At 62.4% G+C, this 14,997-nt stretch carries 12 protein-coding genes and 1 pseudogene; 11 read left to right on the top strand and 2 right to left on the bottom strand.

Annotated features, from left to right (window positions below; translation table 11 throughout):
• Positions 1-257 (top strand): annotated as a pseudogene (locus DY926_RS18010) (globin-coupled sensor protein); the annotation flags it as partial.
• Positions 258-973: 716 nt separating this feature from the next.
• Here DY926_RS18010 and DY926_RS13640 read toward each other — a convergent pair.
• The gene (locus tag DY926_RS13640) at positions 974-1,780 is read right to left on the bottom strand and encodes a DeoR/GlpR family DNA-binding transcription regulator (RefSeq protein WP_116703861.1); all 807 of its coding nucleotides are present in this window, start codon (positions 1,778-1,780) and stop codon (positions 974-976) included.
• A 198-nt stretch (positions 1,781-1,978) separates the two neighbouring features.
• Between DY926_RS13640 and DY926_RS13635 the strand changes: the two genes are divergently transcribed.
• The 10 genes from DY926_RS13635 to DY926_RS13590 all read left to right on the top strand — a co-directional run bounded on the left by DY926_RS13635 (position 1,979) and on the right by DY926_RS13590 (position 13,910).
• Positions 1,979-3,574 (top strand): FGGY-family carbohydrate kinase, encoded by a 1,596-nt coding sequence (locus DY926_RS13635; RefSeq protein WP_116703860.1) that lies wholly within the window; start codon positions 1,979-1,981, stop codon positions 3,572-3,574.
• Positions 3,571-5,283 (top strand): glycerol-3-phosphate dehydrogenase/oxidase, encoded by a 1,713-nt coding sequence (locus DY926_RS13630; protein ID WP_241503226.1) that lies wholly within the window; start codon positions 3,571-3,573, stop codon positions 5,281-5,283. The genes DY926_RS13635 and DY926_RS13630 overlap by 4 nt, the downstream gene beginning before the upstream one ends.
• A 3-nt stretch (positions 5,284-5,286) precedes the next feature.
• A complete protein-coding gene (locus DY926_RS13625) occupies positions 5,287-6,285 on the top strand; it encodes a beta/alpha barrel domain-containing protein (RefSeq protein WP_116703859.1) in 999 nt (332 codons plus the stop codon).
• A 192-nt stretch (positions 6,286-6,477) separates the two neighbouring features.
• On the top strand, positions 6,478-7,242 hold the full coding sequence (locus DY926_RS13620) for a triose-phosphate isomerase (RefSeq protein WP_116703858.1): 765 nt from the start codon (positions 6,478-6,480) through the stop codon (positions 7,240-7,242).
• The gene (locus DY926_RS13615) at positions 7,239-8,102 is read left to right on the top strand and encodes a DeoR/GlpR family DNA-binding transcription regulator (RefSeq protein ID WP_241503225.1); all 864 of its coding nucleotides are present in this window, start codon (positions 7,239-7,241) and stop codon (positions 8,100-8,102) included. The genes DY926_RS13620 and DY926_RS13615 overlap by 4 nt, the downstream gene beginning before the upstream one ends.
• Positions 8,093-8,575 carry an RpiB/LacA/LacB family sugar-phosphate isomerase gene (locus DY926_RS13610; protein WP_116703857.1) on the top strand — a complete coding sequence of 161 codons (483 nt, stop codon included), beginning with the start codon at positions 8,093-8,095 and terminating at the stop codon, positions 8,573-8,575. Before DY926_RS13615 ends, DY926_RS13610 begins: the two co-directional genes overlap by 10 nt.
• 52 nt (positions 8,576-8,627) lie before the next feature.
• Complete coding sequence (locus tag DY926_RS13605; RefSeq protein WP_116703856.1) at positions 8,628-9,548, top strand: substrate-binding domain-containing protein; 921 nt, start codon at positions 8,628-8,630, stop codon at positions 9,546-9,548.
• Positions 9,549-9,576: 28 nt separating this feature from the next.
• Positions 9,577-11,085: a sugar ABC transporter ATP-binding protein gene (locus DY926_RS13600; protein WP_116703855.1), complete on the top strand. Its 1,509-nt coding sequence runs from the start codon at positions 9,577-9,579 to the stop codon at positions 11,083-11,085.
• The gene (locus tag DY926_RS13595; protein ID WP_116703854.1) at positions 11,075-12,091 is read left to right on the top strand and encodes an ABC transporter permease; all 1,017 of its coding nucleotides are present in this window, start codon (positions 11,075-11,077) and stop codon (positions 12,089-12,091) included. The genes DY926_RS13600 and DY926_RS13595 overlap by 11 nt, the downstream gene beginning before the upstream one ends.
• A gap of 37 nt (positions 12,092-12,128) precedes the next feature.
• Complete coding sequence (locus tag DY926_RS13590) at positions 12,129-13,910, top strand: dihydroxyacetone kinase family protein (protein ID WP_116703853.1); 1,782 nt, start codon at positions 12,129-12,131, stop codon at positions 13,908-13,910.
• Between the two features lie 51 nt (positions 13,911-13,961).
• On the opposite strand, the gene DY926_RS13585 is transcribed toward DY926_RS13590, so the two are convergent.
• Positions 13,962-14,909, bottom strand: a complete 948-nt coding sequence (locus tag DY926_RS13585) for a helix-turn-helix domain-containing protein (protein ID WP_116703852.1) — start codon at positions 14,907-14,909, stop codon at positions 13,962-13,964.
• Between the last annotated feature and the right edge of the window lie 88 nt (positions 14,910-14,997).

The raw sequence follows: 14,997 nt of genomic DNA, 5'->3' as shown, positions 1-14,997 counted from the left end.
AGGCCGCGGCCCTGCAGGATGTGAACTCGGCCGTCAGCGCCATTGACCACAACACCCAGCAGAACGCGGCCATGGTCGAACAGACTTCCGCCGCTGGCCGCAGCCTTGCCGACGAGGCCGAGCAGCTCAATACCCTGCTGGACTCCTTCACGCTTGAGGGAGGGGCTTCGGGTGTAACGGATATGGTCAGGAGGAAGGACGAGAGTCATCCTGCCGCTGACGTATCGCAGCTTCAGCTTGAGCCTGCTCTGGATTGATGTGTTGATTGAGCCGGTCGGTGAAATAGGTAATGCTTTTTTCACTGGCCGGTGCTGTGTAATGCCACCTTTAACCAAGGTGGGCAGGAGAACCGGTGCAGTGGGCATTTCATGCTCTGTATCCGGTTTTCTTCCGTAAGACAGCGATTATGTAATCAGGCTCATGCCCAGAACCGGAATATGGGATGTCGCGCCACCATTGGCTGATATGATCGCCAGGTGGTGACGGGGCAGGAACGGCGGCTGCCCAATGGCCTCGATTTCCAGCTTCCATTCCGGTCGGGTGCTGTATCCGACAATAGAATTGGACAGGCGGCGTTGCGGCTTTTTCCTGTAGCGGATGTTGTGACGGAGTGATCCTGTCTGGCCGATTGTCTGAAAAGAGGCGTCGGTTTCTAAAACACTGTTTGAAAAGCCAATCCACGGAACATCCTGTAATCATAAGGAAGTTTTTGGTGAAGCTTTTTTCAAAAAGCTTCAGGAAACGCCACCTTATTTGAAAAAAGCGACATCCAGAAATGGCCGCAAGGTGCTCTGACCATCTGCTGTGAGCCTGGCAGCATGGGCATAGCAGATGGCTTGAGCCTCCTCATCATGTGAAAAGAGACGGGATGATAACCGAATTATAGAATGCAGATTTCGCCTGTCCTGCTGCACAGAAATATTGCCTGCGATAAAATAATATCCTGAACCGTGATGAAATCAGGTAAAAATATCTATTCTCCACACACTTCAAGTGCCGTACCAGCGGCAATCAGCTTGTCATGTATGCTGCGTTTGAGGTGGGTATCGGTCAGGACAAGGTCGAACGTATCCATGCCAGCCAGTCGATACAGGCCACCTGTATGGAATTTGGAACTATCCGCCAACAGGATGGTCCGGTCGGATATGTCCATGAGCGTCCGCTTGATTTTTACAACATCGGGATTGTTCTGGAATGCGGTCGTGCCATGGATGACGGAGGTGGACATGAACATCATATCGGCATGCAGCCCGCGCGCGGCCTGTTCACACACAAGCCCGAAAAAGGCGTCACGCGGCCGGTTGTAATCGCCCCCCAGGCAGATCAGGCGTAGGCCGGAGCAGGGGACCAGGGCCGTAATCACCCCCATGGCGTTGGTGATGATGGTCAGCGGCGCGAGTGCGGGCAGCAGGGGCAGCATTTCGGCAACCGTGGTGGAATCATCGAGTACCAGAATCTGCTCCGGCCGGATCAGGGATACGGCATGGGTAATGATGGCCTGCTTGCTGCCGGTTGCCCGTGCCTTGCGGTAGGTAACGGTCTTGCGGGTGGCATTACGATCACGCAGGGCAATGCCGCCGTGCAGTTTTTCAACCAGCCCCTGTTGCACCAGTGCATTGGCATCACGGTGGATGGTCATGCGACTGACGCCAAAATGTGCGGCGAGATCATCAATCGTGGCGTTCCCCGCCTCAAACAGCAGGTCAAGGATACGATGCTGGCGCCCGGCGTTATCACGGCGGCGGAGGGAAGGGCAGTGTAGGGCCAGATCATCGGTCATGCGCGAAAGCGATCTTTGTCCATAAGGGCAGGGGAGGCGGTTCCTGTCTGAAAAAATACCATTCATTCCACCATGCGCAACCTGCGTTCCGGTTCCCGTGGTATATGATCACATATTTATGTGATATAAATAACATATAAGGTGTTATTTATTGCCTCCTGAATCCGTTGCCATCTGTCGGATATCAGGAGGTCAGGGATGAGCCGGGACTTCATCATTGGCATTGACTGTGGGTCAACGGCGACCAAGGCAGTCATTTTTTCACCAGCCGGTCAGGTCGTGGGGACAGGGCGCACGCGCCTGGCCCGGCACATGGACAGGCCCCACCATGTCGAGCGCGATATGGGCGATATGTGGCTGGGCGTGGCTGGGACCATACGCGCGGCACTGGCGGATGCCGGCCTGTCGGGGCGGGACATCGCCGGCGTGGGGGTTACGGCCCATGGTGATGGCGTATTCATGCTTGATCGCATGGGCAACCCGCTCGGGCGTGGCATCATGTCGCTCGACAGCCGTGCGACCGCGCTGCATGACAACTGGCGGCAACGCGGCCTGCTGGACCAGATGCTGCCGGTCGCGGGGCAGCGGCCCTATGTCTATTCAGCCAATACATTGCTGGCGTGGATACGTGACCATGAACCCGAGCGTTATCACGCCATCGGTTCCGTCCTGTTTGCCAAGGACTGGATCAGGCTGTGCCTGACCGGGCAAATCGCAACTGACATAACGGAAGCCAGTACCGCGTTCACGGACCTGCACACGCAGCAGTATAGTGAGGCAATACTGGATATACTGGGGCTTGAGGCGATACGTGACTGCCTGCCCCCCATGCTGGATTCCTGCACGCGCGCGGGGTGTGTCACCCCGGCAGCGGCAGCGGTTACAGGGCTGCTGGCCGGGACGCCCGTGGCAGCCGGATTGCATGACGTAACCGCTGCCGCCGTGGGTATGGGCCATACGCGCCCTGGTGACATGTCGCTTACCGCCGGGACTTTTTCCATCAACGAGGTTTTTCGCGATCACCCGGCCACGGGCGATGGCTGGGCCTGCCGCGCGGGATATCGGCGCGGGTTGTGGAACTGTATGGCGATCTCGCCTGCGTCCTCCAGCAATCTGGAATGGGTGGCGAAACTGCTGCTGCCGCATGATGGGGACGCCATGGGAACGTTGATGCAGGAAGTGGAGGGGCGTCTGGCCAGCGCGCGTGATGCCCGGCCTCTCCCGCTATTCCATCCCTTCCTGTTCGGCTCCCCTTATGATGCCCCGGCCAGTGCATCCTTTTTTGGCGTGCAGTCATGGCATGACCGTACGGACCTGTTTCAGGCTGCGGTGGAAGGCGTGGTTTTCAACCACCGCATGCATGTCACTGCCCTGCGCCAGACTGGCGCGGTCATGCGCCTGGGTGTATCGGGCGGCAGTAGCGCCCGACCCGGCATCGCCCGGCTTTTTGCCGATGTGCTGGACATGCCCGTCAATATTTCCGAAGTACAGGAGGCCGGGGCGCTGGGTGCGGCGCTGACGGCTGCGGTTGCCGTTGGCATCCATCCTGATCTGGAACATGCCGTGGACGGGCTGGAGGTGCCGCATGCCACCTGTTGCCCCGATGCGGCGCGCGCGGCGGTTTATGACAGCCTGTATCACCGTTACGTCGCGCTGGCGCGCGCCATGCGCCCGTTCTGGCCATCACTGTACAACATGGCACCCCGGCCGGAGGCCCAGCAGCAGCCCTCTACCCATACCGCCATTCCCCTGCACCTGTCGGGTGCGACCGTAATGGGAAGGATTCCGTCATGAATACTTATATGTTCCCTGATCAGGGGCGCACGGAATTTGATGTCATCATCATCGGCGCGGGAATTAATGGTGTCGGGCTGATGCGCGAACTGGCCCTGCAGAATGTGCGCGGGCTGGTGGTGGACCGGGGGGATATCTGCTCGGGGGCGTCATGCGCGCCATCACGCCTGATCCATGGCGGCATCAAATACCTTGAAACGGGTGAATTCCGTCTGGTCGCGCAATCCACGCTGGAGCGTAACCTGCTGCTGCGCAACGCCGCGCATATGGTGCATCCACTCCCCACCACCGTGCCGCTTCAGTCATGGTTCGGGGGGATCGTGCCCTCCCTCCGGCGGTTTGTGGGGCTGGGTGGCAAGATGACTGATCGGGGTGCCCTGGTGACCGAACTGGGCATGCTGATGTACGATATTCTCGGTCGGCATAACCGGGTCATGCCCCGCCACCGTTTCTTCACGCGCGGGCGGACCCGGGCGCGCTGGCCGCACATGGCCAGTTCCGTCATGGCGACGGGCATGTATTACGATGCCGCGATCACCCAGCCCGAACGGTTGGGCTATGAATGTGTGCGCGATGCCATGATGACCGAAAGCGGATGCGTGATCGCCACCTATACCCGCATCGAGGGATTTCATGATGGAACGCTGACATTGCGTGATCGCCTGTCCGGCCGATCATGGAGGGCGCGTGCGCCGGTCATGGTCAATGCGGGCGGCGCATGGATTGACCAGATCAATGCCGTTCTGGGTCTGCGCACCCGTTACATCGGCGGTACGAAAGGGTCGCACCTGCTGTTGCGTCATGATGCGCTGCTGCGTGAACTGGATGGTCACATGGTCTATTTCGGCACGCCGGATGGACGTATCTGCCTTGTCTATCCGTTCTTGGGACATGTGCTTGTCGGCTCAACGGATATCCGCGTGAGCGATCCGGACAGCGCCGTATGCACGGATGATGAGCAGGCCTATATGCTCGAACGGCTGGGCGCGCTGTTTCCCGGTTTCAAGTTTAGTGCGGATGACGTGATTTACCGTTATTGCGGTGTGCGGCCGCTTCCCGCTGCCAGTGTATCCGATCCCGGCGCGATCAGCCGTGACCATATCGTGCATGAGGACAGGCTGGGTGCGGTCCCGCTTTTCTCACTGGTGGGGGGGAAGTGGACAACCTTCCGGGGCCTTGCGGAAGAAGTCGCTGATCTCATCCTGCCCCATCTGGGCCGGACGCGACAGGTCTCGACCCGGATGCTGCCCATCGGGGGTGGCAGGAATTTCCCCACACCTGCCCGGCAGGCCACCTATATTGCCGGTATTGCCGAAGCCTACGGCATATCACACGAACGCGCGGGCATACTGCTTGCACGCTATGGAACGCTGGCGCAGGACATTGCGCGCTTCTGCGCCCATGCACCTGATGCGCCGCTGCACAGCCTGCCCGATTATACCCGGCGCGAGATCGCGTTTATTGCACGTTATGAACAGGTGCGGCAGGTAGCGGATATTCTGTACCGGCGCACGACCATTGCCCTGTCTGGTGCGTTAACGCCTGCTGTCGCGCGCGAAGTGGCGGAGGTGGCGGGTGACGCGCTGGGGTGGGACGGAGATGAAATCCGGCGTCAGGCAGATGACGCCTGGCAGCAGGCCCGGACATGCCACCACATAGCGTCCCGACCCATGCCTGAATCCGCGCGGCCTGAACCGATCGGAGCATAAGCCATGAACAGGTATGAACAGAAGATCGCCCGCATGCATGCGGGAACCGACACGCGCGCCGATTTCATCCTGGCCGATGCGAAGGATGCCGACATGGCCGCCGGTATCAGCGCCATGGGCCGTAACCGCAGCACGGGGGCAGCGTCCGCCTACCGGCCGCGCGGGGCCTATCTGGATGATATACGCGCCATGCTGGAGCAGGATATTGTTGATATCATGCTGGTTTCCGCCTCCACACTGGAAACGCTGGCTGGCGAAGGCGCATTTGAGGGGGGCCGTGTGCAACCCGCCATCCGCGCCAATGACACCAGTGAGTTATGGCGTGGTCGCGCCAGTCCCTATACGACCCAGCAGTCAGTACCGTTCCGCTCGGCCTCCCTGTCACGCGCGCAGACCCGGCTTGGCCTGTATTCCCTGACCTTCAATGGTGATGCAGCCCAGGATGTCCACACGCTGGAATGTTTCCAGCGCTTTCGTGAAGATGCCTCCACTTACGGGTTTTCCTATTTTCTGGAGGTGTTCAACCCCAATGAGGGGCGGATCGCGCCACGCGATTATGGCGTGTTCATGAATGACATGATTGTACGCAGCCTTGCAGGGTTGCGGCAGTCGGAGCGGCCTGCCTTCCTCAAAATCCCCTATAATGGCGCGGCGGCGCTGACGGAATTGTGCGCTTTTGACACGCGTCTGGTCGTGGGCATCATGGGGGGCGGCAGTGGTACGACACGTGACTGCCTGGAACTGCTGTATCAGGCCCAGAACTGTGGCGCACGCGCGGCGCTATTCGGGCGCAAGATACTGGATGCCGATGACCCGCTGCTGCTTGTACAGGCCATGCGCCATGTAACGGATGGCCAGTTGCTGCCCGATGAAGCCACCTGTTTTTATCACGAAGCCCTGGCGCGGAAGGGGCGCAGCACGACCCGCCCACTGGGCGCTGACCGCCAGATTACGGAATCCAGCCTGCAGGATGGACCCATGCGTGCGGAAGTTACGGGATAGTAATTCCGCCCCGGTGACGTATTTCTTTATATGTATTCAATCCGGAATATCCGGATTTATTTATACGCCATCGCGGCTCATGGGAACGTGATGGGCCGCCTGCGCGGGCGTAGGAAACGATATCCCCTTAAATGAGATATATCACACATGGAGAGTTACGTATGAACGCTCTGACAGGGGTGGAGACGGAAAATGCACCCAGCACCCATATGGGTCGGCACAAGCTGGAAAATGAACAAGGGGCCCGCGGCGGCAATTGAGGCGGCGCGCGCACTGGCCGCCTTTACCCCGCCTGAAGGTGTGACACCGTTTGTCGTGCCGCCTTTTACGTCACTCAAGGATGTGTGCGCCATCCTGCACGACACACCCGTACTGACCGGCGCGCAGAATACGCATTGGGAGGATGCGGGTGCGTGGACGGGCGAGATTTCTCCCGCCATGCTGGCGGAATGTGGCGCGGATCTGGTTGAAATCGGCCATTCCGAACGGCGCGCCCATTTTGGTGAGACGGACTGGACCGTCAACCTGAAGGTCCATGCCGTGCTGCGTCACGGCATGCGGCCGCTGGTCTGTATTGGCGATAGCGCGCAGGAACATGATTTTGGCGTAACGCGTGATGTGCTGGCCCGCCAGATCAGGATTGCGCTGCATGGTGTCTCGCCCGCCAGGATGGCACGGGTGCTTGTGGCCTATGAACCCATATGGGCCATAGGCACGGGCGGCCGCGCGGCGGAGGCGGGATTTGTGGCTGACATCCATGCCAGCCTGCGTGCGGTGCTGGTGCAGATCGCGGGGGAGCAGGCGGGGCGGAACGTGCCGTTACTGTATGGCGGCAGTGTAACGCGTGACAATGCCCGCACCTATACCCGGCTTGAAAATATAGATGGGGTCTTTGTCGGGCGGGCGGCGTGGAATGTAACGGATTTCGTGCAACTGATCAGGAGCGTGGCGGCATGAACATGACCCATCTGGCTGAATCCCGCACGGTTGCCGCGCGCAGGCGCGCCATTGTCGATTACGTCATTACCCGTGGCAGTGCGGAGATTGATGAACTGGTGCTCCGCTTTGAAACCAGCCGCATGACCATCCACCGTGACCTGCATGCCCTGTCCGGGCAGGGACTGGTACGTAAGGTGCATGGGGGTGTCACGACACTGCCCAACGGCATTGTTGAAAGCAGCGTGCTCTACCGCCTGCGCCGCGCCGTGCGTGAAAAGAAGGCCATAGCCGCACTCGCGGCAGGCATGATCGCACCGGGTGACGTGATCGCGCTGGATGATTCAACCACGGCGCGGTTCCTGTCGGACCATCTGGCTGGCATTGGCGCGGTGACGGTGCTGACCAACAGCCTTGGCATCGCGACCATGCTGGCGGGTGTGCCCGATATCAGGCTGATGGCTCTGGGCGGGTGTTATCATCCTACTTTCGATGCGTTTTTCGGGCTGTTATGCGAACAGGCCATTGGCGCGCTGCGGGTGAATACACTGTTCATGTCGGTTTCCGCCATCCATGGGCTGGGCGCCTATCATCAGGAACAGGACATCGTGAAGGTCAAGCTCGCGCTCATGCGCGCAGCCGACAGGCGCGTGCTGCTGGCTGACAGCACCAAGTTCGGCGTGACTGCTCTCAACCGCCTGGCCGACCTTGCTGAATTCGATGTGGTGATCACCGATGATGGCCTGGCCCCGGATATACGCGACCGCCTGCAGGATCATGACATCATGCTGCGTGTGGCGCGTTCCAACACGTCCGACACCGTTAAGGATGACCTGAAAACGGAACGGATTGCCCAACAGGGAGAAGAACCATGCGTATAGCCATTGGCGGCGACAGCGTCGGTAAGGGGCTGGCCGGAATTCTCGTGCAGCACGTCATAGACCGGGGGGAGCATGATGTGCTCGACATGTCCGCGCAGTCCCCGGGCAGCGCGGAACCTTATGCCACGTTGAGCGAGCGGGTTGGCCTTGCCATCCTGTCCGGTGAATTCGACCGCGGCATCCTGTGCTGCGGCACCGGGATCGGGGTGTGCATCGCCGCGAACAAGATACCGGCCATCCGCGCGGCCCTTACACACGATACGTATTCTGCCGGGCGGGCCGCGCTGTCCAACAACGCGCATATCATCACCATGGGTTCGCGCGTTATTGGCGTGGAAGTGGCCAAGGGCATTGTCGATGCCTGGCTGGCCTGCACCTTTGACCCGCACGGGCCATCGGCTGGCAATGTCGCGGCGATTGACGCGCTGGGCCTGAAATATGCCTGCCACGCGCCCGCCACTACGGAATGCTGAACCGGGCAGGTCATGCCCGGTAGAAAAACGGCAATGGGAAAGAATAATAAAAATGAAAATGGCTTTTCTGTTTTCCGCGCTGCTTGCATGCGCGCCGCTGGCCGCCAGGGCGGCTGACACGGGTGCGCCCCTGCGCTTCGTGCTGATCCCCAAAACGGTGCATCCGTGGTTTGACAAGGTCAATACGGGCGCGCACGCGGCGGCCGACCTGCTGGCAAGGTTGACGGGGCGGCGGATCGAGATCGAATACCGCGCCCCGCAGACGGCCGATGTCTCATCGCAGAATGATATTATCGAGCGCGCGGTCGCCACGCATCCCGACGGGCTCATTCTCGACCTGCTGGATGAAAAGGGCAATCACGCCACCATGCAGGAAGCGGTGGATGAAAAGGTCCCCATGACCGTGTTTGACTCCCTGCCGCCCGAGGGCATGGATGTGACGGCGGTGGGCGCGGATTTCTGTGAACAGGGCACCATCGCGGCCCAGCGCCTCGCCAGCCTGATCGGGGGAAAGGGTGAGGTCGCGATCATGATGGGTGTGCCGACCGCGCCCAACCACAGCCTGCGCGCCCAGTGTGAACGCACGGCCTTCGCGAAGTATCCGGGCATTACGGTGGTGGCGACGGGCATTGATAACGACAGCATCGAAACCGCGCAGAAACAGGCCGCCGCCGTCATGCAGGCGCATCCGGACCTGGCGGGATGGGTGGCGTGCGATGCGTCCGGCCCGGTCGGGATCGGTCAGGCCATCCGTGAAAGCGGGCGCACGGGCAAGGTGCGTGAGGTCGGCCTTGATAACCTTAATGACATGATCCAGCTCATCCATGATGGCGTGGCTGATTCATCAGCCTCCAGCCGCCCAGAGATGCAGGGGTACTGGGCCGTGGTCGCGGCATGGCAGCGCGCGCTGGGCCAGAAGACACCCAAGTATATCGACACGGGCATAGATGTGCTGACCCGCAAGAATATCTGAACAGGCCAGTCAGTATGGAGTAACGGTTATGACGGTTCTCCAGGTTGAATCCCTGCGCAAGGTCTATCCCGGCGTTGTCGCGCTCGATCATGTTGACCTGACGCTCGAGGCGGGAAAGGTCCATATCCTCGCAGGTGAAAACGGGGCGGGAAAGTCCACGCTGATAAAGGTGCTGACCGGGCTTGTTCCGCCCGATCAGGGGCGCGTGCTGATCGGGGGGGAGGACGCGCTGGCCGATCCCGGCCTGTTTGCCCGCGTGGCGTACGTGCCGCAGGAACTGAACCTGTTTTCTTCCATGACCGTGGCGGAAAACATGTTCATGCCGTTTTCGCGCTCCGGCTTTGGCGGCATGCTGCTGTCCCGGCGGGCGATGCAGGCCGCCGCGCGCAGGCTCATGACCCGCTTTGGCATGCATGCCCGCCCCGATCAGGCGGTCGGGCGCATAAGCGTGCCGGACCAGCAGCTCCTCCAGATCGCGCGCGCCGCCAGCCGGGAGGAATTCCGCGTGCTGATCCTCGATGAGCCGACATCCTCGCTCACCTCCAGCGAGACGGAACACCTGTTCACCATCCTGCGCACGCTGCGTGATGAAGGATGCGCGATCGTATTCGTCTCGCACCGGATGGAGGAAATATTCGCGCTGGGCGATACCGTGACCGTGCTGCGCAATGGCCGCAGCGTGGGCACATACCCCATGGCGGAAATGGGGGAGCAGGAACTTGTCCGCCTCATGTCCGGCAATACCGTGCAGCTTGATGAGCGCTTCCAGCCGCACGCGATACCCTGCGCGGATGACGAGACCATCATGAAGGTGGAGCACATGAGCGGCCCCGGCTTTGCCGATGCGTCATTCACGCTGCGCCGGGGCGAGATACTGGGTTTTGCCGGGCTGGTTGGCGCGGGGCGGTCGGAACTCATGCAGACCATGTTCGGCTACCACCGCGCCACGGCGGGGCGGTGTGTCGTACACGGGCATGAAATCCCCCCCGGCCGGCCGGACAGGGCGGTGGAACTGGGCATGCTCTACCTGCCCGAGGAACGCAGGCACCACGGCATCTTCCCGCTGCTGAGCGTGCGCGAGAACATTGGCATTTCCGTGCTGGGACAGATCATGAAGGGCGGCGTCATTTCATCGGGGCGGGAGCGTCAGGTGGTGGCGGATACGGTCGAACGCTTCGATGTGCGCACGTCCTCGGTGGAAAAGAAGATCATGTACCTGTCGGGCGGCAACCAGCAGAAAGCGATCATCGGCCGCGCCATGGCCTGCCAGCCGCGTGTGCTGATTTTTGATGAACCGACCAAGGGCATCGACATCGGCACCAAGTTCCAGATCTACCGGATCATGCAGCAACTGGCCGAGGACGGGGTAGGGATCATCCTCGTCTCATCCGAAATGGCGGAACTGCAACGCTGCGCCACGCGCATCATCACCATGCATGCGGGCCAGATTACCGGCTCGTTCGATCAGGCCACGACCGACATCAATACACTTGTGGGCGCGATCATTGGCGCGCCGGAGGTTCGTCATGTCGCTTGAAACCACATTTCCCACCACCCCGCCCACGCCACCGCGCCTGCCGCCCCTGCGCAGGCTGGCCGCACGCTGCATGCGCAGCCCGCTGGGGGGCGTGGTTGCGGCACTTGTCATCATATTTGGCGTATCATGCCTGCTGTCGCCACATTTCCTGACCAGCTTCAACCTCATGATCATGGCGCGCGCGCTGGCCTTCATCGGGCTGGTCACGATCGGGCAGTCCGTACTCATGATCCTGGGGGAACTGGACCTGTCGGTTGGCGCGATTGGCGGGCTGGCCGGGATTACGGGCGGCATGCTCATGGTGCAGGCGGGGCTTGATCCGTGGCTGTCGCTTGGGCTGTGCCTGCTGCTGGGCACGCTGTGCGGCATGCTCAATGGTGTGCTGATCACGCGGCTGCGGCTCCATTCGCTGGTGCTGACCATCGGCATGGCAGGCGTGTATGGCGGGGCCAACCTGGTCGTGACCAAAGGGGTCGCCATTACCGGCGTGCCGGGGGATATTTCCTTTCTGGGGCGCGGGGTCGTGTATGGCGTGCCGGTGCCCTTCCTCATCCTGCTGGCGTGTCTTGGCGTTGTGGGCTTTGTCATGTCGCGCACGCCGGTGGGGCGGTATGTCTATGCCATTGGCAGCAACCCCGAGGCCGCGCGCATGCTGGGCCTGCGGGTTGACGCCATCCGGGTTGCTGCCTTCGCCACGGCGGGGTTCCTGTCCGCCCTTGCGGGCATCCTCATGGTGGCGCGACTGGGCACGGCGCAGCCCTCCATCGGGGATACATGGGTGCTGGCCCCGATCGCGGCCGCCGTCATTGGCGGTGTGGCGACAACGGGCGGGCTGGGCAGCCCGGTCGGCGCGGTGCTGGGGGCCGTGATCATCGGCATTATTGAAAATATCATCGTGCTGTTCGGCATCTCGCCGTACTGGCAGTCCATCGTCAGTGGCGGGATCGTCGTGCTTGCCATTTCCTTTGATTCGCTGGCGCGTCGCTACATCCATCGTGATGCGTAGGCGTACGGGCATCTCCTGAAAGCAGGGATACACGACAATGACCATAATTTGTGGTGACGCTTCCGGTTTCGCCCTTTCGGCGCTGCATGGCTACAGCCTTGCGAACCGCCATCTGGTGCGCATGGTGCGCGGCGGGGTCGTACGCGCAACGCCGGGCAGGACGGGCAAGGTGGCGGTTGTGGTGGGGGGTGGTTCAGGCCATTACCCCGCCTTTAACGGATATGTCGGCGCCGGATTTGCCGATGCCGCCGTGGCGGGGGACATCTTTGCCTCTCCCTCCACCCAGGCGATCCATGCCGTGGCCCGCAGGGCGGAGCGCGGTGGCGGTGTCATTCTGGGGTTCGGGAATTACGCGGGTGATGTCCTGAACTTCGGCATCGCCGCCGAGCGCCTGCGTGAAGCCGGGATTGATACACGCCTGCTTGCCACCACCGATGACGTGGCCAGCGCGGAGGCCGCCGATGCGGCGCGCAGGCGCGGCGTTGCGGGCGATCTGGCGGTTTTCAAGATCGTGGGGGCGGCGGCGGAGGCTGGGCTGGATATTGATGCGGTCGAGGCCATCGGCCAGCGCGCCAACCGCCAGACCCGGACCTTCGGCGTGGCGTTTGATGGCTGCACGCTCCCCGGTGATCATGACCGCCTGTTCCATGTGCCCCCCAACCGTATGGCGCTTGGTCTGGGCGTGCATGGTGAGCCGGGGGTGGATGAGCAGGACATCCCCACGCCCGCCCAACTGGCGCATATACTGTTTAACCGTGTGGTGGCCGAACTGCCGGATGATGCGCCGCGACGTGTCGCCATTATCCTCAACGGTCTGGGCAGCACCACGCCGGAAGAACTCTTTGTGCTGTGGGAAGCCCTCTTTCCCCTGCTTGCCCGGGCGGGCCTGCATGTAATTGCGCCACTGGTGGGGGAATATGTGACCAGCCTTGATATGGCGGGCTGTTCGCTGACCATGACATGGCTGGATGCGGAGCTCGAGCATTACTGGCGTGCCCCGGTCGAGACCGCGGCCCTGCGCCATGCGGGCATACAGGACGAGCCGGACATGACGGACACCGTGATGGAAACCGAGCCACCACCCGCCCATGCCCCCGCCCCAACGGCGGAGGGACGACGCGGCGGCCTGTGCGTGGCGGAGGTAATGGCAGGACTGGCGCAGGCGCTGGCGGCGGCGGAAACGCAGTTGGGCCAGATTGATGCCGTGGCGGGCGATGGCGACCACGGGCAGGGCATGGCGCGGGGTTCGGGTGCCGCGCGCCATGCCGCCCGCATCGCCGCCATGGCCCATGCGGGAGCCGCCACCGTGCTGGCCGCCGCGGCCGATGCGTGGGCCGACCGGGCGGGTGGTACGTCCGGGGCATTGTGGGGTGAGGGGCTGCGTGCCTTCAGCATGGCGCTGGATGACGCCAGCCTGCCAGATGCGGCGCAACTGATACAGGGTGCGCGACGTGCGATGGAGCGCGTGATGCAGTTGGGAAAGGCCCGGCGGGGCGACAAGACCCTGCTGGATGCGCTCGTACCCTTTGTCGAGACACTGGAGCATGAACACGCCATGGGCCACGCCCTGCCCGAGGCGTGGCGGCGTGCCGTGGAGGCCGCGCAACAGGCGGCTGACGCCACGCGCGACCTCATGCCCCGCATGGGCCGTGCCCGTACGCACGGTGCGCGCAGTCTGGGCCACCCTGATGCGGGCGCCCTGTCGCTGGCGCTGTGCCTGCGCGTGGCGGGCGCGCATCTGCCTGACGCCACGCCATCGCCAGCGGAAATGGCGTGTGTGGCGGGTGAAGCGCGCGATCCCCTCCAGCCCCGGGCCTGAATCGGGGCAGCATACCCGGAGCGTGCGACAGGGCGCGCTACCGGGCGTGTTTCAGGCGCGCCGTGGCGTGGGCGCGCCTGTCAGGCTGCGTATCTTGCGGTGCAGGGTGGAGCGGCTTATGCCCAGCATTCGGGCGGCCACGGCAACCTTGCCGCGCGCACTGGCCAGTGCCGTGTCAATCGCCATGATCTGGGCGTCGCGCAACGGGGCCGCAGTGGTGCCCATGTTGTCCAGCAGGCACAGGTCCACATCCTGCGCGGGGGCAATGCCCATGTGCTGGCGCGCGGCATGGGTGGCGCCCACCACCCGGCGCTCCTGATCCAGCGCCAGCATCGGCACGGACGTACCTTCCGCCGCGCCAAGGATCATGATGGCGTGGTTGCGGTATTTGTCCATGAAACAGGCATGTTCGATCTGGCGGGCCGCGTGTAGCAGGCAGGTCGCGATCAGCATGCCATTGGCATCATCATGCGTGGAATGGAACGTGCTGGCGTTTATGGCCCCGGCAAGGCGGCCTGCCGCATCATAAAGCGGCATGGCGATGCAGGTCAGCCCATGCAGCCTGCTGCGCCAGTGCTGGTTGCGGTGAACGCGCACGCCCCGGTGTTCGGCCAGGCAGGTTCCGATGCCATTGGTGCCCGCGCCGCGCTCATGCCATACGGCGCCCGGCCATAGCTGCCACCGCCGGCACCCCCGCTGCATGTTCGCGCCGGTTTTGTGCGCCACCACCACCCCGCCCGCATCGGACAGCAGCACGGAATAGCCCGCAGGTTCCACCGCCGCGAGCACCCGCTCCATTTCAGGTCCCGCGAAATGCAGTATCCGGCCCATCTTCTGGCAGCACTGGCGCAGTTCCGCGCCGGACAGCACATCAGGCAGGGCGGGTGTTGCGGGGTCAAGGCTGTAGTCATCCCGGCAGCGCCGCCATGAGGCTTCCAGCCCCGCCTGCGTTGCGGGCGGGGGAGAGGATACAGACAGGAAACGCGCGTTACGCAGCATGTTATATTTTGTTCCTGACCATGATGGACATGAAGGGTGGCGCGTAAACTCGTAGCCATGTGTCGCGGTTTCGCGACACTTCGTACCG

Source organism: Komagataeibacter melaceti (assembly GCF_003403295.1).
Classification (GTDB): Bacteria; Pseudomonadota; Alphaproteobacteria; order Acetobacterales; family Acetobacteraceae; genus Komagataeibacter; species Komagataeibacter melaceti.
The sequence above is the reverse complement of the archived record's forward strand: the minus strand, read 5'-3'. Positions and strand labels throughout refer to the sequence as shown.

What these genes read in the sequence shown, in the direction of transcription:
- DY926_RS13640 (WP_116703861.1), bottom strand. Translation starts at nt 1,780, where the DNA reads ATGACCGATGATCTGGCCCTACACTGCCCTTCCCTCCGCCGCCGTGAT.
- DY926_RS13635 (WP_116703860.1), top strand. Translation starts at nt 1,979, where the DNA reads ATGAGCCGGGACTTCATCATTGGCATTGACTGTGGGTCAACGGCGACC.
- DY926_RS13630 (WP_241503226.1), top strand. Translation starts at nt 3,571, where the DNA reads ATGAATACTTATATGTTCCCTGATCAGGGGCGCACGGAATTTGATGTC.
- DY926_RS13625 (WP_116703859.1), top strand. Translation starts at nt 5,287, where the DNA reads ATGAACAGGTATGAACAGAAGATCGCCCGCATGCATGCGGGAACCGAC.
- DY926_RS13620 (WP_116703858.1), top strand. Translation starts at nt 6,478, where the DNA reads ATGCACCCAGCACCCATATGGGTCGGCACAAGCTGGAAAATGAACAAG.
- DY926_RS13615 (WP_241503225.1), top strand. Translation starts at nt 7,239, where the DNA reads ATGAACATGACCCATCTGGCTGAATCCCGCACGGTTGCCGCGCGCAGG.
- DY926_RS13610 (WP_116703857.1), top strand. Translation starts at nt 8,093, where the DNA reads ATGCGTATAGCCATTGGCGGCGACAGCGTCGGTAAGGGGCTGGCCGGA.
- DY926_RS13605 (WP_116703856.1), top strand. Translation starts at nt 8,628, where the DNA reads ATGAAAATGGCTTTTCTGTTTTCCGCGCTGCTTGCATGCGCGCCGCTG.
- DY926_RS13600 (WP_116703855.1), top strand. Translation starts at nt 9,577, where the DNA reads ATGACGGTTCTCCAGGTTGAATCCCTGCGCAAGGTCTATCCCGGCGTT.
- DY926_RS13595 (WP_116703854.1), top strand. Translation starts at nt 11,075, where the DNA reads ATGTCGCTTGAAACCACATTTCCCACCACCCCGCCCACGCCACCGCGC.
- DY926_RS13590 (WP_116703853.1), top strand. Translation starts at nt 12,129, where the DNA reads ATGACCATAATTTGTGGTGACGCTTCCGGTTTCGCCCTTTCGGCGCTG.
- DY926_RS13585 (WP_116703852.1), bottom strand. Translation starts at nt 14,909, where the DNA reads ATGCTGCGTAACGCGCGTTTCCTGTCTGTATCCTCTCCCCCGCCCGCA.